Source organism: Kineosporia sp. R_H_3 (assembly GCF_002198675.1).
In the GTDB taxonomy this organism is placed as follows: Bacteria; Actinomycetota; Actinomycetes; order Actinomycetales; family Kineosporiaceae; genus R-H-3.
Window position 1 is genome coordinate 1 of the sequence record NZ_MWLL01000085.1, and the last position, 24,684, is coordinate 24,684.

The following is a 24,684-nucleotide window of genomic DNA, read 5'->3' on the forward strand; positions in this document are numbered from 1 at the left end:
GCGACGTGGGTGACGTTCGTCCTCGTCCTCGCCGGGGGTACCGGTGGTGCCGGGGTCGTTCGTCACGTCCTGACCTCTCGTGGGTGTGTCTGTGCGCAGGTGCGCCGAGCCTAGCGATCAGCGCCGCGTCAGGGGGCCAGCCACGCAGCGCCGGGCAGCCAGCGGACGACTCCGAAGGCGAGGACGAGGACGAACGTCACCCACGTCGCACGCGGCGACGGGGCCGGCAGCACGGCGGCCGCCCCCGTGCCCTCGGGGGCGTCGGCGCAGCGGCGGAGCCACCGCACCCACCACACCGCGGCGACCGGCAGCATCGCGACGACGAGCAGGTTGCTCGAGAGCGCACCGACGACGTCCCCGTGGGTGAGGTCGTTGACGGCGCGCAGCCCTCCGCACACCGGGCACGGCAGCCCCGTGAGCGCGAGGAAGGGGCAGGTCCCCCAGCCGCCGGCGTGCGGGTCACGGACCCGGAGGGCGACCGTCGCCGCGACGACGACGCCCGCCAGCCCCCAGGGGGCGAGCAGGCGTCGCGACGAGCGGCCCACCGTTCTCGTCAGCGGCTGCACGAGGGACGTCGGGGGCTGCGTCAGTGGGTACCGGCGCCGTACCCCATGGAGGACAGCACCTTCCATGCGGCAGCGCCGATGACGACGACGACACCGCCGGCGATGCTCACCCAGAGGCTGAGGATGCCGACGCCGATCGAGGCGACGAGGAAGCCGAGCATGATGAGGGCCACACCCGTCCAGGCCGCGACGCTGTTCCCGTGGTCGTGCTCGTAGTCGCGCACCGGCGTGGTCGCCTGGCTGTCGGTCATGGTTCTCCTCCCGGGTCGCGGCCATTGTGCCAGGTTGCCCGGGCGCGGTGCCGCACCGCGGGCGTGACGTGTCACGGCCGCGGCGCGTCGTCCGCCGTCGGGTCGCCGCCCTCGGACAGGGCGTCCCAGGCGTCGTAGGCACGGTCCCGCGCGGTCGCCGCGCCGGCACCCGCGGCGCCCGCCGGCGCGGCGGTCCCCGCGACGGCCGGCACCTCGTAGCGCCGCGACGGCCCGGCCCACGTCCGCGCCCGCAGGAGCGCGACGACGGCCCCGGCGAGCACGAGCAGCCCGGCCGCGGCGCACACCGAGGGCCAGACCGTCGTCGACGCGGTGAAGCCGCCGCCGTCGGTGATCCGGGCCCCGGTGGCCCGGGCCACGGCGTCGGCCGCGGCGCCCGCGAAGCCGTCGGCGCGCGCGGACATCGGGACGGCGACCAGGCCCGCGCCGCACAGCGCGAGCAGCACCGCGACGACGTACCGGACGAGGAGGCCGGACGTGAGCAGCGCGACGGCGCCGGCGAGCGCCACGAGCCCGAGGGCCGACCCGGCGGGCGCCGCCTCCCGGCCGGAGACCGGGATCGCTCCGTTCACCGCGGACACCGTCGCCCCGACGGGTGTCACCGAGAGCCACGTGCGGCCGCCCGCGAGGATCGCGAGCAGGCCGCCGAGCACGACGAGCAGGGCCGCGGCGCCCTTCGACGAGCGCACCGTCAGGCCTCTGCGTCGCCGGCCGCGCGGAGGGTGGACGCCGTGGCGACGGCCCGCAGGACGGCGGCCGCCTTGTTCCGGCACTCCTCGTCCTCGCGCTCCGGCACCGAGTCCGCGACGATCCCCGCGCCCGCCTGGACGTACGCGACGCCGTCGGCGAGCAGCGCCGTCCGGATCGCGATGGCGAAGTCCATGTCGCCGGCCACGTCGAGGTAGCCGACGACGCCGCCGTAGAGCCCGCGCCGGACCGGTTCGAGCTTGTCGATGATCTCCATGGCACGCGGCTTCGGGGCGCCCGAGAGCGTCCCGGCCGGGAAGGTCGCCTGGAGCACGTCGTACGCCGTCCGTCCCGGGGCGAGGTCGCCCTCGACGGTGGAGACGAGGTGCATGACGTGGCTGTAGCGCTCGACCTCCATGAAGTCGACGACCTCGACCGACCCGGCGACGCAGACCCGGCCGAGGTCGTTGCGCGAGAGGTCGACGAGCATGAGGTGCTCGGCGCGCTCCTTGGTGTCGGCGAGGAGCTCGTCGGCGAGCGCGGCGTCCTCGGCGACCGTCCCGCCGCGCGGCCGGGTGCCGGCGATCGGGTGCGTGATGACCCGGCCGTCGCGGACCTTGACGAGCGCCTCGGGGCTCGAGCCGACGACGTCGAGCCGGCGGCCGGCCGGGTCGGTCGTCCGGTACAGGTACATGTAGGGGCTCGGGTTCGACGCCCGCAGCACCCGGTAGACGTCGAGCGCGTCGGCCGGGCAGTCGAGGTCGAACCGCTGCGCGAGGACGACCTGGAACACCTCGCCGTCGCGGATCGCCTCCTTGCCCTCGAGCACCGCCGACACGTACTCCTCGCGGCTGCTGCGGCCCTGCACGCCGGGCACGTCGGCCCCGGCGCCGCCGACCGCGGCGTGCACGGCGACGGTGCTGGCGGCGGGCTGCGCGAGCCGGTGCGTCATCGCGTCGAGGCGCGCGACGGCGTCCGCCCAGGCCTCGTCGACCCGGTCGTCGGTCGCGTCGTAGTTCACCGCGTTCGCGACGAGCAGGACGGTGCCGTCGCTGTGGTCCAGCACGGCGAGGTCGGTCGCGAGGCTCATCGACAGCTCGGGGACGCCCAGCTCGTCGGTCGTCGTGTCGGGCAGCCGCTCCCAGCGCCGCACGACGTCCCAGGAGAGGAACCCGACCATGCCGCCGGTCAGCGGCGGCAGCCCGGGCAGCCGCGGCGCCGACAGCGCCGCGACGGTGTCCCGCAGCGCGAGGAGCGGGTCGCCGTCCGTCGGGACGCCGACCGGCGGCTCCCCGAGCCAGGTCGCCCGCCCGTCCCGCGCGGTGAGCGTCGCCCGGGACGCCGCCCCGACGATGGACCAGCGCGACCACATCCCGTGCTCGGCGGACTCCAGGAGGAAGCTGCCGGGCCGGTCGTCGGAGAGCTTGCGGTAGACCCCGATCGGCGTCTCGCCGTCCGCGAGGAACCGGCGGACGACCGGGATGACCCGGCGGTCCCGCGCGAGCACCCGGAAGGTCTCCAGGCTCGGCCACGTCGAGCCGAGCGACAGGTCGGGGACCTCGTGCGGCGCAGGCTCGGTGACGGCCTCGGTCACGTCGCTCACTGGGCGGTTCCTTCCGTCGAGGTCTCGAGGGTCCCGGCGTCGAAGCACGTGCGGTCCCCGGTGTGGCAGGCGCCGCCGACCTGGTCGACGGTGAGCAGCAGGGCGTCCCCGTCGCAGTCGAGCGCGACGCCGCGGACGAACATGGCGTGCCCGGACGTGTCGCCCTTGCGCCAGTACTCCTGCCGGGACCGGCTCCAGAACGTGACGCGGCCGGTCGTCAGGGTGCGGTGCAGGGCCTCGTCGTCCATCCAGCCGACCATGAGCACCTCGCGGGTGTCGTGCTGCTGGGCGACGGCGCAGACGAGGCCGTCGGCGTCCCGCTTGAGGCGGGCCGCGACGGCAGGGTCGAGCGCGGGGTCGGTGATCCGGGGCACGCGCACATCCTCCCGTATCGGGCCGGGCGCCCGGACCCCGGCCGGGGAGCCGGGTCAGGCGGCGCGCTGCTGGGCGCGCCAGCTCGCGTGGAGCCGCTGGTAGACCCCGCAGCGGGTGAGCAGCTCGTGGTGCGGGCCGACGTCGAGGACCTCGCCGGCGTCGACGACGACGACGAGGTCGGCGGCCTCGGCAGTGCTCATCCGGTGCGCGATGGCGACCGACGTGCGGCCCTGGGTGACGCCGTCGAGGGCACGCTGGATCCGCACCTCGGTCGCGGGGTCGACCGCGGACGTCGCCTCGTCGAGGACGAGCAGGTCGGGGTCGGCGAGGTAGGCCCGGGCGAGCGCGACGAGCTGGCGCTCCCCCGCCGAGAGCGACTCGCCGCGCTGGCCGACCTCGGTGGCGAGGCCGTGCGGCAGGCCGAGCGCCCAGTCGAGCAGGCCGAGCTCGGTGAGCGCGAGCCGCACCGCCGCGTCGTCCGCGCCGTGGGCGCCCCAGGCGATGTTCGCCGCGAGGGTGTCGTCGAGGAGGAACCCCTCCTGCGGCACGAGGACGACCCGCTCGCGCAGCGACGAGAAGCGCACGTCGCGCAGGTCGACGCCGTCGAGGAGCACGCGGCCCTGCTGCGGGTCGGCGAGCCGGGTGAGCAGCTTGGCGAGCGTCGTCTTGCCGGAGCCGGTCTCGCCGACGACGGCGACCCGGGCCCGCGGCGGGAGCTCGAGGGTGATCCCCTTGAGCACCGGCTCGCCGCCGGGGTAGGAGAACCACACGTCCTCGAAGCGGCACTCGATCGGGCCGCGGGGCAGGGCGACGCCGCGCTCCCCCGGGTCGGCGACGTCGGCGGTCGTGTCGAGGACGGCGAGCACGCGGCGCCAGCCGGCCGTCGCGTTCTGCAGCTCGTTGAGGACCTCGGTGCCCATCTGGACCGGCCCGGTGAACAGCTGCACGAGGAAGAGGAAGGCGAGCAGCTCGCCGAGGGTCAGCGACCCGCCGACGCCGGTGAGCAGGCCGACCGCGACGACGGCCGCGACGACGAGCCCGGAGACGAGGACGCCGCCGGTGAAGCTCGCGGCGACGAGCACCTGGGCGCGCATCGCCACCTTGGCGTGCGCGCCGACCGCGGCGTCGATCCGCTCCTGGGTGCGCCCCTCGACGCCGTACGCACGGATCGTGTCCGCACCGACGACGGACTCCGAGATCGCGCCGAGCATGTCCCCGACCCGCACCCGGACCTGCGCGTAGGCGCGGGAGACGAGCCGCTGCAGCGGGCGGAAGGCGAAGAACAGCGGGAGGAAGCAGCCCCACACGAGCAGCGCGAGCTGCCACGAGTAGACGGCCATGAGGACGGTCGCCACGAGGAGCTGGCCGGTCGACAGCACGAGGAGCAGGCCGCCGAACTGGATGAACGTCGAGATCGTGTCGACGTCGCTCGTCACGCGCGAGACGAGGGCGCCGCGCCGCTCCGCGTTCTGGCTCAGCACCGACAGGTCGTGGACGTGCCGGAAGGCCTTCGTCCGCAACGTCGCGAGGCCCGCCTCGGTGGCCCGGAAGATCCGCAGGTTCGCGACGTACGACGAGACCCCGGTCAGCAGGACGCCGACGGCGGCGGCCACCGCCAGCCCCACCACGAGCCCCGGCCGCGGGCCGGCCGGGCCGTTGATGCCGCGGTCGATGGTCTGCTGGACGGCGATCGGGACGACGACCTTGCCGGCCGTCGAGACCAGGGCCACGAGCAGCGTCACCCGGACGCCGCGGGTGATCTCGGGCGACACCTCGAGCCCGCGCCGCACGGTGGCGACGACGCCGCGCCCGGACGCCGTCGCGATCGTGCTCGAGTCGTGGGAGCCGGTCGCGGCCCGCGCGGTGCCGCTCACCCGGTCGGTGGTGCTCATGAGATCTCCTGCGGCGCGACGTCCGCCTGCTCGGGGCCGGTGTCGGGCGTCGTGCCGTGCTCGCGGAACGCGGCGCGCTCCGCGGCGTCCCGCTCGTAGGCGGTGACGAGGCTGCGGTAGCCGGGGGTCGAGGCGAGCAGCTCGGTGTGGGTGCCGCGGGCCGCGACCCGGCCGTGCTCGAGGAAGACCACCTCGTCGGCGAGCGAGATCGTCGCCATCCGGTAGGCGACGACGACGACCGTCGCGCTCTCCCCCGCCCCGCGCAGGCCCTCGAGGATCTGCGCCTCGACGCGCGGGTCGACGGCGGACGTCGCGTCGTCGAGCAGCAGCAGCCGGGGCCGCCGGACGAGCGCCCGGGCGAGCGCGAGCCGCTGCCGCTGCCCGCCGGACAGCGACGCCCCGCGCTCGCCGACGCGGGTGTCGAGGCCGCTCGGGAGGGCGGCGACGAACCCGTCGGCGCGGGCCAGCCGCAGCGCGGCCCACACGTCGTCGTCGGTGAGCGCCCCGGTGAGGTCGACGTTGCCGCGGACCGTGTCGTCGAAGACGAAGGTGCTCTGCGGCACGAGCGCGGCGGCCTCGGCGACCCCGCCGCGGCGCAGCGTCCGGACGTCGACGCCGTCGAGGAGCACCTCGCCCGAGCGCGGGTCGACGAGCCGCACGAGCAGCCCGGCGAGCGTCGACTTGCCCGAGCCGGTCGGCCCGACGACGGCGACGGTGCGCCCGGCCACGACGTCGAGGGTGACGTCGAAGAGCACCGGCACGTCATCGCCGTCCGGTCCGACGTGCGCGTAGCCGGCACCCGCGACCGCGAGGGCCGCCGGGCCTGCCGACGCGGGCCGGGGCTCGGCCTCGCCGTAGGCCATCCCGTCGCCCGCGTCGAGCACCGAGCTCACCCGCTCCCAGCCGACGACGGTGCGGGGCAGCTCGCCGAGCACCCAGCCGAGCGCCCGGACCGGGAACGAGACGAGCGAGAGCAGGTAGGCGACCTGGACGACGTCCCCGGTGACGATCGCGCCGGAGCGCACGCGCCACGTGCCGACCGCGAGGACCGCGAGCACGCCGAGCGTCGGCAGGCCCTCGATGACCGGGTCGAACGTGCCGCGCGTGCGGCCGACGGCGACGTTCGCGTCGCGCAGGGCGTCGGCGGTCGTGGCGAAGCGGCGGGTCTCGGCGTCCTCGCGACCGAGCGTCTTGACGACGAGCGCGCCCTCGAAGCTCTCGTGGGCGACCGACGACACGTCCGCCCGCAGCGCCTGGGCCCGCATGACGAGCGGGCTCATCCGGCGCTGGTAGACGATGTTCGCCGCCATGAGCGCGGGGATGACGAGCAGCCCGACGCCGGCGAGCACCGGGTCGGCGGCGACCATCGCGACGCCGGCGACCGCGAGCATGACGGCGACGCCGAGCGACATCGGCAGCGGTGCGAAGACGCCCCAGGTCGCCTCGACGTCGGCGTTCGCGTTCGACAGCAGCTGGCCGGCGGGGTGGCGGTGGTGCCACGACAGCGGCAGCCGCAGGTACTGCCGGGTCACCGCACGCCGGTAGCGGGCCTGGAGCCGGTACATCGTGATGCCGCCCGCGGCGCGCCGGGTGACGACCCCGACGGCGGTGAGCAGCGCGACGAGCGCGATCGGGCCCGCGGCGTCCCAGACCTGGGCGCCGGTGACCCGGCCGGCCGCGAACGCCGGGGCGATGACCGAGTCGGTGACCCGACCGAGCACGTAGCCGCTGCCCGCCGTCCCGGCGCCGTAGACGGCACTGCCGAGGACGGCGATCCCGAAGATCACCGGTTCGTCGCGGATGCCGCGGCCGACGACGCGCAGACCCCGGCGGACGACGTCGCGACGGTCCGGGGTCCCGCTCGGGTCACCGGACAGGTCGTCGGCGGGCACGGCACTCCTTCGTGGGCACGGGCGACGGACGCCGTGCAAGGTCATGGGATGACTTCAACCATCTCACGGCCGGTTCGCATCCCGCCGCCCGCGTGCGAGGATCCGCACCGTGCCTTCCTACGCCAGCCGCGAACGTGCCGCGCTCGTCGAGGCGCTCCGGAGCGCCGGGCCCGACGCCCCCACCCTCTGCGAGGGCTGGACGGCGCGCGACCTGGCGGCGCACCTCGTCGCCCGGGAGCGGCGGGCCGACAGCGGCCCGGGTCTCGTGCTCGGGCCGTTCAGCGGCTGGACCGAGCGGGTCCGGCGCGGCTACGCGGCGAAGGACTACGCCGAGCTCGTCCGGCTCGTCGAGACCGGGCCGCCGCTGCTGTCGGCGTTCTCGCTGCCCGGCGCGGACTCCGCGGCGAACCTCACCGAGCACTTCGTGCACTGCGAGGACGTCCGCCGGGCCCGGCCGGGCTGGGCGCCGCGCGACCTGGACGCCGGTCTGCAGGACGCGCTGTGGAAGGTCGTCACGGTCCGGGCGCGGATGTTCTTCCGCAAGAGCCGGGTCGGTGTCGTCCTCGCCACACCGGACGGCCGGCAGCACGTCGCCGTGGGCAAGCAGCCGTCGGTGACGCTCACCGGCGAACCGGGCGAGCTCGTGCTCTACGCCTTCGGCCGGACGACGCACGCCCGGGTGACCGTCAACGGCGACCCGGACGCCGTCCGGACGTTCGAGGGCACCCCGCTCGGGATCTGACCGCCGCGGCCGCCGGTACGGCCTACCGGACGACGACGCCCGCGGCGGCCATCGCGGCCTTGACCTCGCCGATGGTCAGCTGGCCGAAGTGGAAGACGCTCGCCGCGAGCACGGCGTCCGCGCCGGCGGCGACGGCCGGCGCGAAGTGCTCGACGGCGCCCGCGCCGCCGCTCGCGATGAGCGGCACGGTGACCCGGGCCCGGACCTCGCGGAGCATCTCGAGGTCGAAGCCCGCCTTCGTGCCGTCGGCGTCCATCGAGTTGAGCAGGATCTCCCCCGCCCCGAGCTCGGCGGCCCGGTGCGCCCACTCGACGGCGTCGATCCCGGTGCCCCGGCGGCCGCCGTGGGTCGTCACCTCGTACCCGGACGGCGTCGACGTCCCGGGCGGGCAGCGCCGCGCGTCGACGGACAGCACGAGCACCTGGGCGCCGAACCGGTCGGCGACCTCCGCGACGAGCTCGGGCCGCGCGATCGCCGCGGTGTTGACGCCCACCTTGTCGGCGCCCGCGCGCAGCAGCCGGTCGACGTCGTCGACGGTCCGGACGCCGCCACCGACGGTGAGCGGGATGAAGACCTCCTCCGCGGTGCGGCTCACGACCTCGTAGGTCGTCGCCCGGCTGTCGGCGGAGGCGGTCACGTCGAGGAAGGTCAGCTCGTCGGCGCCCTCGGCGTCGTAGCGGCGGGCGAGCTCGACGGGGTCGCCGGCGTCGCGCAGGTCGGCGAAGTTCACGCCCTTGACGACGCGCCCGGCGTCGACGTCGAGGCACGGGATGACGCGGACGGCGACCGGCATGGACTTCAGCCTAGGCTGCGGCCCGTGGACGACGCGACGCGGATCCCGGGTGCCGGCGAGGTCGGGACCGACGGCGCGGCCGTCGCGACCGTGGCCGCCGTCCGCGCGCTCGTCGCGGCGCTGCCGACGACGGCCGCGCCGGTCGTCGTCGGGGTCGACGGGCCGAGCGGCGCCGGCAAGACGACGTTCGCGGACCTGCTCGCCCGCGGGCTCGGCGAGGGCACCGCCGTGCCCGTCGTCCACCTCGACGACCTCTACCCCGGCTGGGACGGCCTGGACGCCGTCGTCCCGCGGCTCGTCGACGGCGTCCTCGCACCGCTCGCGAGCGGTCGTCCGGCGGGCTACCGGCGCTGGGACTGGGCCGCCGGCACCGACGGCGCGGCGGTCGCCGTCCCCGCGGCGCCGCTGCTCGTCGTCGAGGGGGCGGGCTGCGGCGCCCGCGCCTGCGCGCCCTACCTGTCGCTCCTCGTGTGGCTCGACGGGCCGCCCGCCTGGCGCCGCGAGCGGGCGCTGGCGCGCGACGGTGCGACGTACGCCCCGTACTGGGAGCGCTGGGCGGCCCAGGAGCGGGCCCACTTCGCCCGCGAGGGCACCCGGGCCCGGGCCGACCTCGTGCTCGAGCGCGGCCCGCGGAACTCGGTGGGCGGCGGCGACCCGCCCGACTAGCGTCTGCGGGGTGAGCCTGGACTTCCGGACCGTGGACCCCGCCTCCCCCGCCCTGACGAGCTACCTCGAGAACGTCGCGTTCGTCTTCCACGACGACCATCCCGTGACGGCGGAGCGGGTCGACGCCCGGCGGCCGTTCTACGTCGACCAGCGCCTCACGGGCGCGTTCGACGGCGATCTGTGCGTCGGCACGTTCCGGTCCTGGGACACGACCCTCACCGTCCCCGGCGGCAGCGTCGTCGCGGACGCCGTGAGCACGGTCACCGTGCGCCCGACGCACCGGCGCCGCGGCGTCCTCACCCGGCTCATGCACGACGACCTCGCCGCGGCCGCCGACCGCGGCGTCCCGGTCGCGATCCTCTTCGCCTCCGAGGGCGTCATCTACGGCCGGTACGGCTACGGCGTCGCGACCCGGACGGCGTCCGTCGAGGTCGACGTCCGGCGCGCGCACGTGCACCCCAGCGCGCCGCGGGCGGGCCGGGTCGACGTCGTGCCCGGCGCCCGGGCCCGGGAGGTCGCCGAGGCCGTCTTCGCGGCGGCCCGCCGCCCGGGCGAGATCGACCACTTCCCGCACTGGTGGGACTCCTACTTCGGCCTCGCGACGATGCCCGGCGACACCCCGCCGCTGCGGCACCACGTCGTCCACACCGCGGACGACGGCACCCCGACCGGGTTCCTCGGCTACCGGGTCAAGGAGGACTGGCAGGAGCGCTCGATCGAGACGGTCGTCCACCTCGACGAGCTGCGGGCCGCGACGCCGCAGGCCTACGTGGCCCTGTGGCGCTACCTCGCCGAGCTCGACCTCGTGAAGACGGTGAAGGCCGGCGAGCGCCCGGTGGACGAGGCGCTGCCCGGGCTGCTCACCGACGTCCGCGCCGTCCGGCTCGGGCCGCTGCTCGACTTCCAGTGGCACCGCCTGCTCGACCCGGCGGCGGCGCTGTCGGCCCGCCGCTACGAGCGCCCGGGGACGGCGGTCCTCGAGGTCGTCGACCCGGCGGGCGGCTGGGCGGCGGGCACGTACACGCTCGAGGTCGGGGACGACGGTCGCGGGGTCTGCACCCGGACGCCGGGCGCGGCCGCCGGCGTGACGCTGCCGGTCGGGGTGCTCTCGGGCGTCTGGCTCGGCGGCGGCGACCTGCGCGCCGCCGGCTGGGCGGGCCTGGCCGTCGAGCACGCCGCCGGCGCCCTCGACGGGCTGGCAGCGCTGCTCCGGACGGCCGAGCCGCCGTACTCGGGCACGATCTTCTGAACCGGCACGATCGCCGGGGCGCTCGGGTGACCTTGGTCCCTGGCCCCGGTCCGATCCGGCCGGGAGACCCGTTCCGGAGTGCGAACACGGTCAGGTGACGGGCCCTCGGTGCCGATCGAGCACACATGTGGCCGACGTATGGTGAGCGCGTGCCGGCGTCCACGACCGATCCGAGCGCCCCTCACCGGGTCGCGCGCGCCGTCGTGGTCGCCGCCCTCGTCACCCCGGCCGTCGTGGCCGCCCACCTCCTGACCCGCGGGCAGCTGCCCGGGGCGACCGGCCTCGCCGCCGTCGCCGCGCTCGCCGGGCTCGTGACGCTGCTCGTCCCGGCCGGCGGCCGCTTCCGGCTGGCGACCGTCGTCGTCACCGCCCAGGTCGCCGGTCACACCCTCCTCGCGCTGACGGCCCCCGGCGGCGCCGGAGCGGGCTGTCTGCCGGCGGTCGGCCGCGGCGCCCAGGCGGGCCTGCACCTCGCGATGCTCCGGGCGGACGCCGTCTGCGCCCCCGGCACGCTCGCCGCGGGCCCGACCCTCACGGCCCTCGTCGGCGCCGTCCTCACCGGCGTCGCCGTCGTCGCCGGCCACGTCGCGCTCGGCGCTCTCGCGGCCCGGCTCGTGGTCGTCGGCGAGACCCTCGCCGCGACGGTCGCCGACCTCGTCGCCGTCGTCGTGCCGGCCCTGCCCGCCCGGGTCGCGCTCGTCCCGGTCGCGTCGCACCGCACGCTCCCGGCGGACGACGAGCGGCCCGTGCTCGCCCGGCTCGACGGCCCGGCGCCGCTGCGTCGGCGCGGCCCGCCCGTCACCGTCTGAGCGTCGTCCGACCTCGCGGCCGACCGGCCGCCCCCGCGCCCCGGCGCGTCCCCCGCACCGCCCGCCGCCCCGCGCGGCGACCGCAGGTGCGCCGTCCACCGAACCACGACCACCGGGCACCGCCCGGTACGGAGTCCTCATGACCACCCTCACCACCCGCCTCGCGGCGGGGCGGCCGACGTGGCAGCCCTGGCTGTCCACCGCCGCCCGGCTGTTCCTCGCCGGCGTCCTCGCCGTCGCCGGCTGGCCCAAGCTCCTCGACGCCGAGGGCACCGTCCGCAGCGTGCGGGCGTTCCAGATCCTCCCCGAGGGGCTCGTGCGGCCCTTCGCGTACGGGCTGCCGATGGTCGAGCTCGTGCTCGCGCTGCTGCTCGTGCTGGGCCTCGGCACCCGGATCGCCGGGGCCGCGACCGCCGTCCTCATGATCGTGTTTCTCGGCGGTATCGCGTCCGCCTGGGCGCGCGGCCTGGCCATCGACTGCGGCTGCTTCGGCAACACGGGCAACGCCGTCCCGGACCCGGTCCCCGGCTACGTCCGCGACATCTTCCGCGACCTGCTGTTCCTCGGGGCCGCCGTGCTGCTCACGCTGAGCCCGCGCAGCCGGTTCTCCGTCGACGGGCTGCTCGGCCTGACCCCCGAGCCGCTGCCGGCCCCCGGGCCCGTCGCGTCCACCCCCACGACCACCANCACCACCTCGACCACCACCTCGACCACCACCTCGACCACCCGGAGCACGAAGTGACGAACGCCCGTACCGCGAAGAGCGCCCGCGAGAAGTCCGCCGAGATGCGCGCGCAGGCCGCCCGGCAGGAGACCCGCAAGCGCAACACCCTCGTCCTGGCGGCGGTCCTCGCCGTCCTCGCCGTGGCCGTCGGGGCCACCGTCCTCGTCCGCACTGCGACGCACAACCAGGCCGTCGCGCAGGCCGCCGCCGAGGCACCGCCCGCGAACGTCAACGCCGACGGCGGGATCGTCGTGGGCGACGGCGGCGCGAAGGTCACCATCACGACGTACGAGGACTTCCAGTGCCCGGCGTGCGCCTCGTTCGAGGAGGCGAACGCGACGCAGATCGAGAAGTGGATCGCGGACGGCACGGTGAAGGTCGAGTACCGGCCGATCGCGTTCCTCGACGAGCAGTCGACGACCGGGTACTCGACCCGGGCCCTCGTCGCCGCTGCCGCGGTCGTCGACAAGACGCCGTCGGCGTTCCCGGCCTTCCACAAGCTGCTCTTCGCGAACCAGCCGGCCGAGGGCTCCGCGGGGCTGGACGACGCCAAGCTCGTCGAGCTCGCGGGTCAGGCGGGCGGCGACACCGCCGCCGTGCAGACGGCGCTCTCGCAGGGGAAGTTCAAGGGCTGGACGGCGAAGGTCACCGACGCCTTCTTCACGGCGAAGTACACGGGGACGCCGACGATCCTCGTCAACGGCACGCAGCTCAAGGACTGGTCGCCGACCGCTCTCGCCGCGGCCGTCCAGAAGGCCGCCGCCTGAGGTCCCGCTCCGCGCGACCGCTGCCGCGGGTGCCGGGACTGGTCCCGGGCCCGCGGCAGCGGCATGCTGGCCCGCGTGACGCACGATCCCGACCGGCCGCCGGACGTCCGGGTCCCGCTGCCCGCGGCCCTCGCGCAGCCGTCGTGGCGGCGCTGGGTGCCGGCGCTCGTCACGGCCGTCGCGATCGGGATGCACCTCGTCATGGCCGTCCCCTACGCGGCGTCGGGGCTGCTCGCCCCGGGCTGGGCCGTGGCCCTGCTCGCCGTCTGGTGGTTCGTCCTCGGCGGGGTGCTGCTCGTGCTCGCGGCGCGGCCTGTTCGTGCTCGTGGTGCCGCTCGTCGCGCTGCTCACGTGGGTGGCGGTCGTCTCCGCCGGTGACGCCTGGCTCGGCTGGACGGCCTGAGACCTCGCCGCGACGGGAACGTCAGTCGTCGCGCTCGGTGCGGCTGTGGAGGGCGACGAGCGTCGCGAGCCGGCTCGCCTCGGCCCGGCCGTGGGCGCCGTCCGCCCGCTGGATCGCCATGACGGCGAGCGTGTCGCCGTCCGACAGGTCGAGCGTGACCCACGGGTCGCCGTCCCCGAACCGGACGTCGACGACCTGCGCCCACTCGAGGTCACGCCGGGTCGTGAGGTTGCGGACGGCGAGACCGTCCTGCGCGGGCACGGCGGCCACGAGCGCGAAGCGGGAGAGCACCCACCCGACCGCGGCCGCGACGGCGAGGAACCCGACGCGGTCGTACCAGGCGAGCTGGAAGCCCTCGCGGCTCGGCAGCCCGAACGCGAGGAGCGCGAAGACGAGCCCCTGCGCGACCGCGACCCCCGTCGCGACCCGGCGGCCGCGCACCGAGCGGAAGGGCAGGTGCAGCCTGGCCGCCTCCTGGCCGTCGGAGCCCGCGGGGACCTGCGCGCCGCTCACAGCCGGCACGCGTGGATGCCGGTGACGAGGATGGCCCGGGCGCCGAGGGCGTACAGGTCGTCCATGACCTGGTTCGTCCGGGTCCGCGGCACCATCGCGCGGACGGCGACCCAGCCCTTGTCGTGGAGCGGCGACACCGTCGGCGACTCCAGCCCCGGCGTGATCGCGCAGGCGTTCTCGACGTGCTCGACGCGGACGTCGTAGTCCATGAGCACGTACTGCCGGGCCACGAGGACGCCCTGCAGCCGGCGGACGAGGACGTCGACGGCGTCGTCCTGGCCGGCCCCGGTGCGGCGGACGAGGACCGCCTCGGAGCGCAGGATCGGCTCCCCGAAGATCTCGAGCCCGGCGGCGCGCAGCGTCGACCCGGTCTCGACGACGTCCGCGATGACGTCGGCGACGCCGAGCCGGACGGCCGTCTCGACCGCACCGTCGAGCCGGACGACGGCGGCGGTAACCCCGTGCTCGCGCAGGTGCGCCTCGACGATCCCCGCGTAGCTCGTCGCGATCCGCCGGCCCTCGAGGTCGCCGACGGCCGACGCCGTCCCCGCCCTGGCGGCGAACCGGAACGTCGAGCCGCCGAACCCGAGCGGGACGACCTCCTCGGCGTCCGCCCCGGAGTCCAGGAGCAGGTCCCGGCCGGTCACGCCGACGTCGAGGGTGCCCGCGCCGACGTAGAGCGCGATGTCGCGCGGGCGCAGGAAGAAGAACTCGACGTCGTTCGCGGCGTCGACGAGGACGAGCTCGCGGTGGTCCCGGCGCTGCTTGTAGCCGGCCTCGCGGAGCATCTCCGAGGCCTCCTCGGAGAGGGCACCCTTGTTCGGGACGGCGACGCGGAGCATGGCAGGACCTTCCGGATACGGCGGGGTGCAGGGACGGGTCGGGGGCGACGCCGTCACAGATGCTTGTAGACGTCCTCGAGGGTGAGACCGGACGCCACCATGAGCACCTGGAGGTGGTAGAGCAGCTGCGAGATCTCCTCGGCGGTGCGCTCCCGGCCCTCGTGCTCGGCGGCCATCCAGACCTCGGCGGCCTCCTCGACGATCTTCTTGCCGATCGTGTGCACGCCGGCGTCGAGGGCCGCGACCGTGCCGGAGCCGGCCGGGCGGGTCACCGCCTTCTCGCTGAGCTCGGCGAACAGGGCCTCGAAGGTCTTCACGTCCGCCAAGGCTAGGGCACGCCGGGCGCGCCGCTACGGGCGGCCGGTGAGGCGGTAGAGCGTGACGGCGGTCGTGACGGCCGCGGTGGCCGCCTCGTACCCCTTGTCCTCCTTCGACCCGGGCAGCCCGGACCGCTCGAAGGCCTGCTCCACCGTGTCGCACGTGAGGACGCCGAACCCGACGGGCACCCCGGTCTTCACGCTGACCTCGGTGAGCCCGACGGTCGCGGCCTGGCAGACGTAGTCGAAGTGCGGCGTCCCGCCGCGGACGACGACGCCGAGCGCGACGACGGCGTCGAACCCGTGGCTCGCGAGCCGCTGGGCGGCCACCGCGAGCTCGAACGTGCCCGGCACGTTGACGACGACGACCTCGTCGACCTGGCAGTCCTCGAGGCCGCGCCGCGCCCCCGCCAGGAGCCCGCCCATGATCTCGGAGTGCCAGGAGGCGTGGACGATCGCGACCCGCAGCGCGGAACCGTCCGCCAGGGTCGTCGGTGCACCTTCGCCGCTCATCGCAGCCCTCCAGCCTCGTCGCCGACAGGTTCGAGCACGTGCCCCATCCGGTCCGCCTTGGTCCGCAGGTACGCCCGGTTGTGCTCGGACGCGCCCACGAGGAGCGGTACCCGGACCCGGACCTCCACGCCGTGGGCGCGCAGGCCGTCGACCTTCTCCGGGTTGTTCGTCAGAAGTCGCACCGCGCTGTAGCCCAGATCACGCACGATCGCGGCGGCGGCGCCGTACTCCCGCGCGTCGACGGGCAGGCCCTGCTCGACGTTCGCGGAGACCGTGTCGTGCCCGAGGTCCTGCAGCGCGTACGCCGTGAGCTTGGCGAGCAGGCCGATCCCGCGGCCCTCGTGGCCGCGCAGGTAGACCACGGCACCGCCGTCCTCGCCGATCGCGCGCAGCGACGCGGCGAGCTGCGGACCGCAGTCGCAGCGCAGCGAGCCGAAGCCGTCGCCGGTGAGGCACTCGGAGTGCACCCGGACGAGCGGGGCGCCGTCCGACGTCGGCGCGACGAGCGCCACGTGCTCGGCGCCGGTGAGCAGGTCGCGGTAGCCGTGCGCGGTGAACGTGCCGAACCGGGTCGGCAGGGTCGTCGTCGAGTCGCGCCGCACCCGGGCCCGGCCGGGCTCGCGCGCGGGCAGCCGGGAGAGCAGCTGGGCGACGTCCTCGTGGCGGCGGCGGTACTCGGCGAGGTCCGCGATGCTCACCAGCGGCAGGCCGAACTCGTCGGCGAGGGTCCGCAGGCCGGGCAGCCGGGTCATCCCGCCGTCGTCGTCGACGACCTCCGCGATGACCCCCACCGGGGCGACGCCGGCGAGCCGGCAGAGGTCGACGGCGGCCTCGGTGTGCCCGGGCCGCTCGAGGACGCCACCGGGCCGGGCCCGCAGCGGGAACACGTGGCCGGGGCGGGTGAGGTCGCCGGCGGTCGTCGCCGGGTCGGCCAGCGCCCGCAGCGTCGTCGCCCGGTCGGCGGCGCTGATGCCCGTGCTGACGCCGTGCCGGGCGTCGACGGAGACGGTGTACGCCGTCCCCTTCGCGTCCTCGTTGACGGCGACCATCGGCGGCAGGCCGAGGGTGTCGGCGAGGTCGTCCGGCATCGGCGCGCAGAGCACTCCCGAGGTGTGCCGGACGGTCCAGGCGATCCAGCGCGGCGTCGCGTGCGCCGCCGCCATGATGACGTCGCCCTCGTTCTCGCGGTCCTCGTCGTCGACGACGAGGACCGGCAGCCCGTCCCGGATCGCGGCGATCGCGGCCTCGACGGGGTCGAGCCGGACGGCGTCCGGCGCCTCGTGCTGCACGGACGTCTCCGCGACGCTCTGCTCGGCGGTCATCACGCCACCTCCTGGTAGCTCGGGTCGGCGACGGTCTGCTCCTGGCGCGACGCCTTGGCCCACACGAAGAAGCCCCAGACGACGAAGGCGCCGTAGACGAGGTAGAGCACCGCCGACGGGTACAGCTGGGCACGCAGGAGCAGCGGCACCCCGACGGCGTCCACGGCGACCCAGACGAGCCAGAAGTCGACCCAGCCGCGCGCCATCGCGTACGTCGCGAGGAGCGAGCCGGTGAAGATCCAGGCGTCGGCCCAGACCGGCGGGAACGAGCCGAGGGCGCTGAAGACGGGGGTGAGCACGCCGACGAGCACCGCGGCGACGACGACGAGCGCGGCGCGCTCGCGCCACGTCGCCCAGCGCGGGGTGACCGGCGAGCCGCCGTCGTGCCGGCTGCGCGTCCACCGGACCCAGCCGTAGGCGGAGACGACGACGAACATGACCTGGCGGGCGGCCTGGCCGAGCAGGTTCTCGCCCTGCGGCGTGTTGAAGGCCGCGCCGAGGAAGACCGTGAAGAGCAGGACGTTGCCGACGATGCCGACCGGCCAGGCCCAGACCCGGCGGCGCATCCCGCCGATCGCGCTCGCCAGGCCGAACGAGTTGCCGACGATCTCGCGCCAGAGGATGTCGTGGCCGGCGATCGTCAGCGTCTGGTTGAGCGCGGTGTCGACGACCTCCGCGAAGCCGCTCACGCCGGCACCTCCGTGCTCGCGGGGCGCGCGAGCATCCGCTCGACGTACTTCGCGAGCACGTCGACCTCGAGGTTGACGACCTCGCCGGGCGCCCGGCGGCCGAGGGTCGTCCGGGCGAGGGTCTCCGGGATGAGCGAGACCGTGAACGTGGTCGCCGTACCGCCGTCCGGCAGCGCCGCGCCGGCGGGGGCCTCCCACGCGTCGTCGACCGACGCGACGGTCAGCGAGATGCCGTCGACGGCGACGGAGCCCTTCTCGACGACGTAGCGCGCGAGGGTGTCGGGGACGGCGATCCGCACGACCTCCCAGCGGTCGCCCGGCACCCGCTCGACGACCGTGCCGACGCCGTCGACGTGGCCCTGGACGACGTGGCCGCCGAACCGGCCGTCCGCCCGCATGGGCCGCTCCAGGTTGACCGGCGTGCCCGGGCGCAGGCCCGCGAGCGACGTCCGGCGCAGGGTCTCGAGCATGACGTCGGCGGTGAACGTGTCGCCGTCCTGCTCGATGACGGTCAGGCAGATGCCGTTGACGGCGATCGAGGCGCCGTGGAAGGCGTCGCTCGTGACGAGGGGGCCGCGCACGGTGATCCGCGCCGACTCGGCACCCGGCTCCAGGCCGACCACCTCGCCGAGCTCCTCGACGATCCCGGTGAACATCAGGCACTCACTTCCGCAGGGACCTGGGGAGGCGTGGACGGCGTCGCGGCGGTCCCGGCCGCGGCGTCCGTGGTGGTGCTCTCGGGTGCTGCCGTCCGCGGTCCGACGACGACGGGGACGGCGGTGATGCGGACGTCGCCGTCGAGCACGGCGACGTCCGTGACGTCGAGCCGGACGACGTCCGCGATGCTCCGGATGCCGAGGTCGCCGACGGCGCTCGCACCGGAGCCGAGCAGGGCCGGCGCGACGTACGCGAGCACCTCGTCGACGGCGCCGGCGGCGAGGAACGCGGCGGCCAGCGTCGGCCCGCCCTCGAGCCAGACGTGGCGCACCTCGCGGGCGGCCAGCGCCGCGAGCACCTCGTGCGGGTCGCGGGTGCGCAGGTGCAGCGTCGGCGCCGCGTCGTCGAGGACGCGCGCACCGGGCGGGACGTCGGTGTGGCCGACGACGACGCGCAGCGGCTGGCGGCCGACGGGGCGGCCGTCGGCGTCCCGGACGGTGAGGTGCGGGTCGTCGGCGAGGACCGTGCCGGTGCCGACGACGACCGCACCGGTCTCGGCGCGGCGGGCGTGCACGTCGGCCCGGGACGCCGGGTTGGTGATCCAGCGGCTCGAGCCGTCGGCGGCGGCGCTGCGACCGTCGAGGGTGCCGGCGAACTTCCACGTGACGAACGGGCGGCCGGTGCGGACGGCGTGCAGCCAGCGCCGGTTGAGCGCCTCGGCGTCGGCGGCGAGGACGTGCTCCTCGACGTCCAGGCCGGCGGCGCGCAGCACGCTCGCGCCGCCCGCGGCGTCCGGGTTCGGGTCGGAGGCGCCGACGACGACGCGGGCGATCCCGGCGTCGATGAGGGCCTGGCTGCACGGGCCGGTGCGGCCGGTGTGCGTGCACGGCTCGAGCGTGACGACCGCCGTCCCGCCGCGCGCGGCGCCGCCCGCCCGGGCGAGGGCGTCGACCTCGGCGTGCGGGGTGCCGGCACCGCGGTGCCAGCCCTCCCCCGCGACACCGCCGGTGCGGTCGAGGATCACGCAGCCGACCTGGGGGTTCGCGCCGCCGGCGGGGCCGCGCGCGGCGAACGCCAGGGCGCGACGCATGGCCGCGACCTCGGTGGGGCTCGCCATCGCCAGGACCCTCCTGCCTCGTGCCGGTGGTGCTCGGGCACGGGCTCCGGGTGGTGCGACGGCGGTCGTGAGGGCTCCGCCGTGGTGGCCGGGCTCTCGACACGTCGTCACGCGGCACCGACGCCTGCGCAGGTCGATGACCTGCACGGACGTCGCCGCCGTGCGTGCTGCCTCCCATCCGGACTCTCACCGTCGGTCCCGGAGTTCCACCGGGTCAACCGGCCGCTGGCTGCGGTCGGGTCGCGGACTGTCACCGCCGGTTCGGATTTTCACCGACCCCGGAGCACGCGTGCGTAACGCCTCACAGTATGCACAGCGGGGGCCGGAAGGACAGACCCACCCGGCTGGGAGCGGGCTGTGACGTTCGTGGCGCCGCGGGCGGGAATGCCGTCGGCGGCGCCGTGAACGTGGTGCCGAAAAGGTGGTGCCTCTGTCCGGGGGCGGCCCGTACGGTCGCCGACGTGATCGAGGACCGGGACGGCGGGCCGACCGACCACTTCCACGTGTCGTCGACGCTCAACCGGGCGTCGATCCGGCGGCACGGGCTCGACGCGTCGAGGATGGGAGCTGCGCCGGGGATCGCCGGCAGCAGCCGACCGGAGGCCGACGGCGTCTTCGTCGCTCGCGGGCGGCACGAGGCGCAGTGGTTCGTGCGGATGAACAACACCGGTGGCCCGGTCGACGTCTGGCAGGTCGAGGACGTCGACGTCGCGGCGTTGGAGGACAACGGGAACGGGTACCAGTACGTGCCCGGCACGGTGCCCGCCGCCCGGGTCCGGCTGGTGGCGCGGGACCTGCCGGTCGCGACCCCGGACCGGGCCGACGAGGGCTGGGCCGTCGCGCCGTCCTGGGGGACGTCGTCCGCCTGACGCAGGGCGTGCGGGCCTACCCGTCCACGGCGGCGTCGATGCCGAGGAAGCGCCGGACGGCGGCCGCGCCCTCGACCTCGACGGGCGTCGCCGGGCGTACGAACGCCTCGGGGGTGAGCAGCAGGCCGCGGTTGACGGCGCACTCGCCGGGGCGGCGCTTCATCCGGACGTCGCCGTTCGGCACGTAGCCGACCTTGCGGCTCACCCCGAGCGACGCCGGGTTGTCGAGGAACGCCGCCGACGTGACCTCCTCGAATCCGAGGTGGTCGAAGGCGAGGGTGCACATCGCCTGCCGCATCCGGGTGCCGATCCCCTGGCCCTGGAAGCGCCGGCCGAGCCACGACCCGGTCTCGCCGGTGCGGGTCACGAGGAAGTCCTGCGTGCTGACCCCCTGGATGCCGACGACCTCGCCACCGCGCCGGACGACCAGGTCGATCGACCAGCGGTCGGGCGTCGTCCGGCCGCGCACCTCCCAGTAGTGGCGCAGGTAGTTCGCCGGGAGCTCGTCGGCCGGGGCGTCGGTCCACGGCATCGAGAACGGCATGCGGTCCTTGTCGTGGACGCCGTCGAGGACGAGCGCGATCAGCTCCGGCAGGTCGTCGTCGCTCACCGGTCCGAGCTCGAGGTCGCCGAGCCGGACGCGGAGGCCGAAGATCGGCCAGAGGGTGACGAGTGCGGGGTCCATGGCTTCACGCTAGGAGCCGGTCGGCGTTCTCCCAACCCGGTTTCCGGTTCGGTCTCTCACGACCATGGACGCCGCTACTCCGGCAGCGCGGTCACGAAGCGCTGCACGGCCAGCAGCGCGCGTTCGTGATTCCGGAAGGAGGTCTGCCAGTCCGCCGCCTCCAGCCCATGATCGGCGTCGGGCAGCTCGACGACCGTGCCCGTTCCTCGGAAGCCGCTCAGCCACAGGTCGTCGGCCGTCCCGCCGACGACCAGGTTCGGGCCCGGGTAGTCGCGGAGCCGGCTCGCCAGCGCCTCGCTCTCGGCGGCCAGCGGATGCAGTCCGGTCGCCCGCAGGACGGGCGTCAACCAGATGGCCGGGTAACGGCGTTCGGCCGCACGATGCGCGGCCAACGTGCCCAGCGACTTCGCGACGACCAGAACGGGGCCGGCCTCCTTGTGCACGGTCTCGAACTCACGGAGGACACCCTCGACGACGTCGCGCGGCCGTTCCGGAAGGGAGGGCAACGCCCACCGAGCGTGGAAGACCGTCCAGCCGGCGCCCTGGAGCACGCGGGTCGCCCATGCCAGCAACGGCATCTCGCAGGTGTAGGCCCGGCCCGGGAGCATCAGGACCGTGCCGCGGCGGGTTGCGCTGGGATGGCGGTCCCAGGCCAGGCTCACTTCACCAGCGGTCGCCGTCACGGGTCTTCACCCCTTGCTTGGTCACCGATCTCAGGACGATACCTCCGCAAGGGCAGGCTCATGGCCGGTCAGGGCGGCCAGCAGACATCCGTTGCAGCAGAACGAGTTTGGTTCGAACTGATGTTCGACATAGGGTGTTGTCTTCGGTAGGATCGGATCATGACTCAGGGGCTCCCGAGACCGTCGGACGATGCGGACAGGCTGGGCGACGACGACCTGCCGCCCGACCCGCTCGATGGCGAGATCCGCCTGACGGCAGTCGATCTCACGGACTGCCCGGGCGGCGAGGAGGACCTGCAGCGCGCGCTCGCTGACGTGCACGCGGGGCGGTTGGTCGACGAGTGGTGGGCGGATCCTGTTGCGGCGCAGCGGGACTGGGACGCCGAGCTGGCGGCACTCTACGATCTGGTGGCTGCTGACGCCCGGCGGGACGCGCTGGCGCGGCGGGCGGTGCTCGACGGTGCACCCGGGGTCGGGGCGTTGCGTGCGGCGGTGCAGGTCCTCGGTGGGGCCGCGGCCTGGACGCCGGAGCAGGCCGGGACGGTGGGGTTCGTCGACGAGCTGCAGGACGGCGCGATCTCGGCGTTCGCGGCCGCGCGGCGGGTCGCGAACCACGCGCTCGCGCTCGAGGTCGCCGCGGCCGCGCAGGTCGTCACCGCGTGGGCGGGGCGGACCCCGTCACTGCCGCGCCGGACCCGGTCCGGGCGGCTGCTCATGGACGACCAGGACGTCCTGGTCGACAGCGCGGTCGCCACCGAGCTCGCCGCCGCCGCCGGGATCACCGTCGGGATGGCCGCGTCCCGGATCGAGGCCGCGGCCGTGCTCGTCATCGACAAGAAGCTGCCGCTCACGGCGCAGGCCCTGGAGCAGGGCCGGCTCGACTGGGCCAGGCTGCGGCTGGTCCTGTCCCGCACCCGGGACCTGACCGCCGAGAACGCGCAGACGGTCGAGGCGATGCTGTACGCGACCCGCGGTGTCCTGGACGGCGGCATCCGCCGGTTCGAGAACGCCCTCACCGCCGCGATCCTGGCGGTCGACGCCGACGCCGAGGCCAAGCGACGCACGAGGAACCGCAAGGGGCGCCGGGTGAGCATCCAGACCACCGACGACGGTGGCGCCCTGTTCACCGCCGTGGGCCCCGGCGAGGCGATCACGGCCGCGTACAACGGGTTGGACGCCGCTGCCCGGTACCTGCGGGCCAACGGTGACTCACGCACCCTGGACCAGCTCCGCCATGACCTGTTCGTCACCGGCTGCACCAGCGGCTACCTGCCCGTCCCCGCCGACACCCTCCCGATCCCCGCCGGCTGCATCCGCACCGGCACCACCACGTCGACACCGACCACGACACCCGCCGTGGCACCTGACACGGGCGGCAACCCGATCGACGGCACCCAAGAACCGTCGGCGCCGCAGTGGTTCACCACCACCTGGCCCGACGTCCGGGTCACCGTCAACGTCACCGTGTCCGCCGAGACCCTGATGGGTCTCATCGACGCCCCCGGAACCCTGCAGGGCTACGGCCCGATCCCCGCCGACGCGATCCGCGACCTCGTCACCAACGGCGTCTTCCGCTGCCTCGTGGTCGACGGGCAGCACGGCACCGTCCTCGGCGTCGGCAAGAACACCTTCACCCCCGGCTACATCGCCAGTGACCGGTTGAAACTCCTGGTCGAGCACGCACACCCCACGTGCAGCACACCCTGGTGCAGCAAGGCCGCCTGGCGATGCGACGCGGACCACCAGAAGCCCTTCGCAGACGGCGGACCCACATGCGAGTGCAACGTGCGTCCGCTCTGCCGCACCTGCCACCGGCTCAAGACCGCCGGGCTGCTCGTCCCAGAGCAACGCAACCGTCCCGGTGACCCGCCCGGCACGACGACCTGGACCACCCGCACCGGACGCGCCTACACCGCACTCCCCCACGCCCCGCTGGCAACACCGCGAGCAGACGGATCGAGGCAGCCTGTCGCTGGTGCCGCGTACGAAGAGCCGCCACCGTTCTAGCGCCCCGCATGAGACGTCAACCCCTGAGAAGGCCCGCTCGGCTGCCGGCCCGAGAGGTTTGTGAGTGCCTGGCGCGGGCCCCTTGACGTGCGGCTGACGGGCCAGGCGGTCAGGAACAGCACCAGCGGCTCCGGGGGCCCGGCACCACCGTCGCGATCTGCATCGCCGGCCGAACCAGCGGAGCGTTGGCGCGCATCGACCGTCTCGATCTCCCCTGAGGCGTCGACTCCGCGGAGGGCTGACACCTCGAGGACGTCCGCAGGGAGCCGCCCTACGGCGTGAACGCGCAGAACTCGTTGCCCTCCGGGTCCGCGAGCACGGTCCAGCCGATCTCGTCGTCCGGCTCCCGCAGCACCGTCGCACCGCGCGCGACGAGCGCCGGGACGTCCTCGCACCACACGTCCCAGTGCCGGCGGTTCTTCGCCGTCTTCGGCTCGGCCACCGCGACGAACTTCATGACGTCGAACGGGGCGCCGGGCAGCGGGAGCCACCGGGGCAGCCCGTCCGGGCCGATCCGCGGCGTGGCGCCGAAGGCCTCCGCCCACCAGCGGGCGATCTCGACCGGCCGCCGAGCGTCGACGACGAGCCCCGTCACCTCCGTCGCCGGGAAGAGGCAGAACTCGCCGCCCTCCGGGTCGGCGACGACGGTCCAGCCACCGCGGTCGGCGACGTGCCGGCCGCCGAGCCGCTCGACGGTCCGGCGCAGTGCGGCCACGTCGCCCGTGAGGTCGAGGTGCACGCGGTCCTTCACGGTGCGGCGCTCCGGCACCCGGTCCACCCAGATCCGCTCGGCGTCCGACGAGCCGTCGACGCGCACGTCGCCGTCCTCGTCGCGGGTCACGACACGCCCGAGCAGCCCGGCCCAGAACCGGCCGGTCCCGGCGGGGTCGGTCGTGTCGGTGACGAGGTCCTTCCAGCGCACGAGAGCACCCATACGTCGACTATGCCCGTTCCCGCGGGGTCGACACCCGGTCCGTCGACCGGCAGAGGTCGTAGATCCCTCACGGTCGGTCCGCCGGACGCCGACAATGCC

The 24,684-nt window shown here is 75.3% G+C and carries 28 protein-coding genes and 1 riboswitch; of the genes, 9 read left to right on the top strand and 19 right to left on the bottom strand.

The genetic code is table 11. The features are described 5' to 3' along the window. Window positions 1-128 precede the first annotated feature (128 nt). From ECOMGDLI_RS06025 to ECOMGDLI_RS06055, 7 genes are all read right to left on the bottom strand, one after another. Window positions 129-545, bottom strand: coding sequence for a DUF2752 domain-containing protein (locus ECOMGDLI_RS06025; protein WP_198954597.1), 417 nt, complete (start codon window positions 543-545; stop codon window positions 129-131). 41 nt (window positions 546-586) lie between these two features. After that, complete coding sequence (locus ECOMGDLI_RS06030; protein WP_088315111.1) at window positions 587-817, bottom strand: HGxxPAAW family protein; 231 nt, start codon at window positions 815-817, stop codon at window positions 587-589. A 71-nt stretch (window positions 818-888) separates the two neighbouring features. Next, on the bottom strand, window positions 889-1,524 hold the full coding sequence (locus ECOMGDLI_RS06035; protein WP_158220912.1) for a Trp biosynthesis-associated membrane protein: 636 nt from the start codon (window positions 1,522-1,524) through the stop codon (window positions 889-891). Between the two features lie 2 nt (window positions 1,525-1,526). After that, window positions 1,527-3,116: an anthranilate synthase component I gene (locus ECOMGDLI_RS06040; RefSeq protein WP_369812721.1), complete on the bottom strand. Its 1,590-nt coding sequence runs from the start codon at window positions 3,114-3,116 to the stop codon at window positions 1,527-1,529. A 5-nt stretch (window positions 3,117-3,121) separates the two neighbouring features. Next, window positions 3,122-3,499: a phosphoribosyl-AMP cyclohydrolase gene (hisI, locus tag ECOMGDLI_RS06045; protein ID WP_088315115.1), complete on the bottom strand. Its 378-nt coding sequence runs from the start codon at window positions 3,497-3,499 to the stop codon at window positions 3,122-3,124. A gap of 54 nt (window positions 3,500-3,553) precedes the next feature. Next, the gene (locus ECOMGDLI_RS06050) at window positions 3,554-5,392 is read right to left on the bottom strand and encodes an ABC transporter ATP-binding protein (protein WP_088315117.1); all 1,839 of its coding nucleotides are present in this window, start codon (window positions 5,390-5,392) and stop codon (window positions 3,554-3,556) included. Continuing rightward, window positions 5,389-7,329 (bottom strand): ABC transporter ATP-binding protein, encoded by a 1,941-nt coding sequence (locus ECOMGDLI_RS06055; protein WP_088315119.1) that lies wholly within the window; start codon window positions 7,327-7,329, stop codon window positions 5,389-5,391. The genes ECOMGDLI_RS06050 and ECOMGDLI_RS06055 overlap by 4 nt, the downstream gene beginning before the upstream one ends. A 64-nt stretch (window positions 7,330-7,393) precedes the next feature. Between ECOMGDLI_RS06055 and ECOMGDLI_RS06060 the strand changes: the two genes are divergently transcribed. Further along, on the top strand, window positions 7,394-8,026 hold the full coding sequence (locus ECOMGDLI_RS06060; protein ID WP_088315121.1) for a TIGR03085 family metal-binding protein: 633 nt from the start codon (window positions 7,394-7,396) through the stop codon (window positions 8,024-8,026). A gap of 22 nt (window positions 8,027-8,048) precedes the next feature. Here ECOMGDLI_RS06060 and hisF read toward each other — a convergent pair whose 3' ends face one another. After that, the gene (hisF, locus tag ECOMGDLI_RS06065; protein ID WP_088315123.1) at window positions 8,049-8,819 is read right to left on the bottom strand and encodes an imidazole glycerol phosphate synthase subunit HisF; all 771 of its coding nucleotides are present in this window, start codon (window positions 8,817-8,819) and stop codon (window positions 8,049-8,051) included. 24 nt (window positions 8,820-8,843) lie between these two features. On the opposite strand from hisF, the gene ECOMGDLI_RS06070 reads away from it, so the two are divergent. The 6 genes from ECOMGDLI_RS06070 to ECOMGDLI_RS06095 all read left to right on the top strand — a co-directional run bounded on the left by ECOMGDLI_RS06070 (window position 8,844) and on the right by ECOMGDLI_RS06095 (window position 13,412). Then, on the top strand, window positions 8,844-9,485 hold the full coding sequence (locus ECOMGDLI_RS06070) for a uridine kinase (RefSeq protein ID WP_198954598.1): 642 nt from the start codon (window positions 8,844-8,846) through the stop codon (window positions 9,483-9,485). Between the two features lie 10 nt (window positions 9,486-9,495). Continuing rightward, entirely contained in the window at window positions 9,496-10,734 is a 1,239-nt protein-coding gene (locus ECOMGDLI_RS06075) for a GNAT family N-acetyltransferase (RefSeq protein WP_158220913.1), read from the top strand. A gap of 149 nt (window positions 10,735-10,883) precedes the next feature. Further along, window positions 10,884-11,543 carry a hypothetical protein gene (locus ECOMGDLI_RS06080; RefSeq protein ID WP_088315127.1) on the top strand — a complete coding sequence of 220 codons (660 nt, stop codon included), beginning with the start codon at window positions 10,884-10,886 and terminating at the stop codon, window positions 11,541-11,543. Between the two features lie 139 nt (window positions 11,544-11,682). Beyond that, window positions 11,683-12,229 (top strand): MauE/DoxX family redox-associated membrane protein (locus tag ECOMGDLI_RS36700; RefSeq protein ID WP_143447549.1); only part of this gene is annotated, 547 nt, incomplete at its 3' end. Window positions 12,230-12,329: 100 nt separating this feature from the next. After that, window positions 12,330-13,034, top strand: coding sequence for a DsbA family protein (locus ECOMGDLI_RS36705; RefSeq protein ID WP_369812722.1), 705 nt, complete (start codon window positions 12,330-12,332; stop codon window positions 13,032-13,034). A gap of 75 nt (window positions 13,035-13,109) precedes the next feature. Further along, the gene (locus tag ECOMGDLI_RS06095; protein ID WP_143447541.1) at window positions 13,110-13,412 is read left to right on the top strand and encodes a hypothetical protein; all 303 of its coding nucleotides are present in this window, start codon (window positions 13,110-13,112) and stop codon (window positions 13,410-13,412) included. A gap of 46 nt (window positions 13,413-13,458) precedes the next feature. Here the strand turns inward: ECOMGDLI_RS06095 and ECOMGDLI_RS06100 are convergent, their stop codons facing one another. The 8 genes from ECOMGDLI_RS06100 to ribD are packed head-to-tail and all read right to left on the bottom strand — an operon-like array spanning window position 13,459 to window position 19,407. Further along, on the bottom strand, window positions 13,459-13,950 hold the full coding sequence (locus ECOMGDLI_RS06100) for a PH domain-containing protein (RefSeq protein ID WP_088315135.1): 492 nt from the start codon (window positions 13,948-13,950) through the stop codon (window positions 13,459-13,461). After that, window positions 13,947-14,792: an ATP phosphoribosyltransferase gene (gene hisG, locus ECOMGDLI_RS06105; protein WP_088315137.1), complete on the bottom strand. Its 846-nt coding sequence runs from the start codon at window positions 14,790-14,792 to the stop codon at window positions 13,947-13,949. The genes ECOMGDLI_RS06100 and hisG overlap by 4 nt, the downstream gene beginning before the upstream one ends. Window positions 14,793-14,845: 53 nt before the next feature. Then, window positions 14,846-15,109: a phosphoribosyl-ATP diphosphatase gene (locus ECOMGDLI_RS06110; protein ID WP_088315139.1), complete on the bottom strand. Its 264-nt coding sequence runs from the start codon at window positions 15,107-15,109 to the stop codon at window positions 14,846-14,848. A gap of 33 nt (window positions 15,110-15,142) precedes the next feature. Continuing rightward, window positions 15,143-15,622, bottom strand: coding sequence for a 6,7-dimethyl-8-ribityllumazine synthase (gene ribH / locus ECOMGDLI_RS06115; RefSeq protein ID WP_088315141.1), 480 nt, complete (start codon window positions 15,620-15,622; stop codon window positions 15,143-15,145). Beyond that, complete coding sequence (ribB, locus tag ECOMGDLI_RS06120; RefSeq protein ID WP_088315143.1) at window positions 15,619-16,944, bottom strand: 3,4-dihydroxy-2-butanone-4-phosphate synthase; 1,326 nt, start codon at window positions 16,942-16,944, stop codon at window positions 15,619-15,621. The genes ribH and ribB overlap by 4 nt, the downstream gene beginning before the upstream one ends. After that, on the bottom strand, window positions 16,944-17,633 hold the full coding sequence (pnuC, locus tag ECOMGDLI_RS06125; protein ID WP_088315145.1) for a nicotinamide riboside transporter PnuC: 690 nt from the start codon (window positions 17,631-17,633) through the stop codon (window positions 16,944-16,946). The genes ribB and pnuC overlap by 1 nt, the downstream gene beginning before the upstream one ends. Continuing rightward, entirely contained in the window at window positions 17,630-18,289 is a 660-nt protein-coding gene (locus ECOMGDLI_RS06130; protein ID WP_088315148.1) for a riboflavin synthase, read from the bottom strand. Before ECOMGDLI_RS06130 ends, pnuC begins: the two co-directional genes overlap by 4 nt. Continuing rightward, a complete protein-coding gene (ribD, locus tag ECOMGDLI_RS06135) occupies window positions 18,289-19,407 on the bottom strand; it encodes a bifunctional diaminohydroxyphosphoribosylaminopyrimidine deaminase/5-amino-6-(5-phosphoribosylamino)uracil reductase RibD (protein WP_088315150.1) in 1,119 nt (372 codons plus the stop codon). Before ribD ends, ECOMGDLI_RS06130 begins: the two co-directional genes overlap by 1 nt. A 160-nt stretch (window positions 19,408-19,567) precedes the next feature. Beyond that, a riboswitch (FMN riboswitch) is annotated at window positions 19,568-19,698 on the bottom strand. A gap of 170 nt (window positions 19,699-19,868) precedes the next feature. On the opposite strand from ribD, the gene ECOMGDLI_RS06140 reads away from it, so the two are divergent. Further along, window positions 19,869-20,276 carry a hypothetical protein gene (locus ECOMGDLI_RS06140; RefSeq protein WP_198954600.1) on the top strand — a complete coding sequence of 136 codons (408 nt, stop codon included), beginning with the start codon at window positions 19,869-19,871 and terminating at the stop codon, window positions 20,274-20,276. 16 nt (window positions 20,277-20,292) lie between these two features. On the opposite strand, the gene ECOMGDLI_RS06145 is transcribed toward ECOMGDLI_RS06140, so the two are convergent. Together ECOMGDLI_RS06145 and ECOMGDLI_RS06150 are read right to left on the bottom strand one after the other, a co-directional pair. Beyond that, the gene (locus ECOMGDLI_RS06145) at window positions 20,293-20,961 is read right to left on the bottom strand and encodes a GNAT family N-acetyltransferase (RefSeq protein WP_088315152.1); all 669 of its coding nucleotides are present in this window, start codon (window positions 20,959-20,961) and stop codon (window positions 20,293-20,295) included. Window positions 20,962-21,035: 74 nt separating this feature from the next. Next, window positions 21,036-21,644 (bottom strand): hypothetical protein, encoded by a 609-nt coding sequence (locus tag ECOMGDLI_RS06150; protein WP_143447543.1) that lies wholly within the window; start codon window positions 21,642-21,644, stop codon window positions 21,036-21,038. Between the two features lie 159 nt (window positions 21,645-21,803). Between ECOMGDLI_RS06150 and ECOMGDLI_RS06155 the strand changes: the two genes are divergently transcribed. Next, window positions 21,804-23,651 (top strand): HNH endonuclease signature motif containing protein, encoded by a 1,848-nt coding sequence (locus ECOMGDLI_RS06155; protein WP_088315156.1) that lies wholly within the window; start codon window positions 21,804-21,806, stop codon window positions 23,649-23,651. Between the two features lie 271 nt (window positions 23,652-23,922). On the opposite strand, the gene ECOMGDLI_RS06160 is transcribed toward ECOMGDLI_RS06155, so the two are convergent. Further along, window positions 23,923-24,585: a VOC family protein gene (locus ECOMGDLI_RS06160; protein ID WP_088315157.1), complete on the bottom strand. Its 663-nt coding sequence runs from the start codon at window positions 24,583-24,585 to the stop codon at window positions 23,923-23,925. Between the last annotated feature and the right edge of the window lie 99 nt (window positions 24,586-24,684).

Excerpts from the sequence above, each read along its gene's own strand:
- hisF (WP_088315123.1), bottom strand. The coding sequence starts at position 8,819 with ATGCCGGTCGCCGTCCGCGTCATCCCGTGCCTCGACGTCGACGCCGGG.
- ECOMGDLI_RS06130 (WP_088315148.1), bottom strand. The coding sequence starts at position 18,289 with ATGTTCACCGGGATCGTCGAGGAGCTCGGCGAGGTGGTCGGCCTGGAG.
- ECOMGDLI_RS06055 (WP_088315119.1), bottom strand. The coding sequence starts at position 7,329 with ATGACCTTGCACGGCGTCCGTCGCCCGTGCCCACGAAGGAGTGCCGTG.
- ECOMGDLI_RS36705 (WP_369812722.1), top strand. The coding sequence starts at position 12,330 with ATGCGCGCGCAGGCCGCCCGGCAGGAGACCCGCAAGCGCAACACCCTC.
- ECOMGDLI_RS06030 (WP_088315111.1), bottom strand. The coding sequence starts at position 817 with ATGACCGACAGCCAGGCGACCACGCCGGTGCGCGACTACGAGCACGAC.
- ECOMGDLI_RS06160 (WP_088315157.1), bottom strand. The coding sequence starts at position 24,585 with ATGGGTGCTCTCGTGCGCTGGAAGGACCTCGTCACCGACACGACCGAC.
- ECOMGDLI_RS06145 (WP_088315152.1), bottom strand. The coding sequence starts at position 20,961 with ATGGACCCCGCACTCGTCACCCTCTGGCCGATCTTCGGCCTCCGCGTC.
- hisG (WP_088315137.1), bottom strand. The coding sequence starts at position 14,792 with ATGCTCCGCGTCGCCGTCCCGAACAAGGGTGCCCTCTCCGAGGAGGCC.
- ribD (WP_088315150.1), bottom strand. The coding sequence starts at position 19,407 with ATGGCGAGCCCCACCGAGGTCGCGGCCATGCGTCGCGCCCTGGCGTTC.
- ECOMGDLI_RS06155 (WP_088315156.1), top strand. The coding sequence starts at position 21,804 with ATGACTCAGGGGCTCCCGAGACCGTCGGACGATGCGGACAGGCTGGGC.
- ribB (WP_088315143.1), bottom strand. The coding sequence starts at position 16,944 with ATGACCGCCGAGCAGAGCGTCGCGGAGACGTCCGTGCAGCACGAGGCG.
- ECOMGDLI_RS06050 (WP_088315117.1), bottom strand. The coding sequence starts at position 5,392 with ATGAGCACCACCGACCGGGTGAGCGGCACCGCGCGGGCCGCGACCGGC.
- ribH (WP_088315141.1), bottom strand. The coding sequence starts at position 15,622 with ATGAGCGGCGAAGGTGCACCGACGACCCTGGCGGACGGTTCCGCGCTG.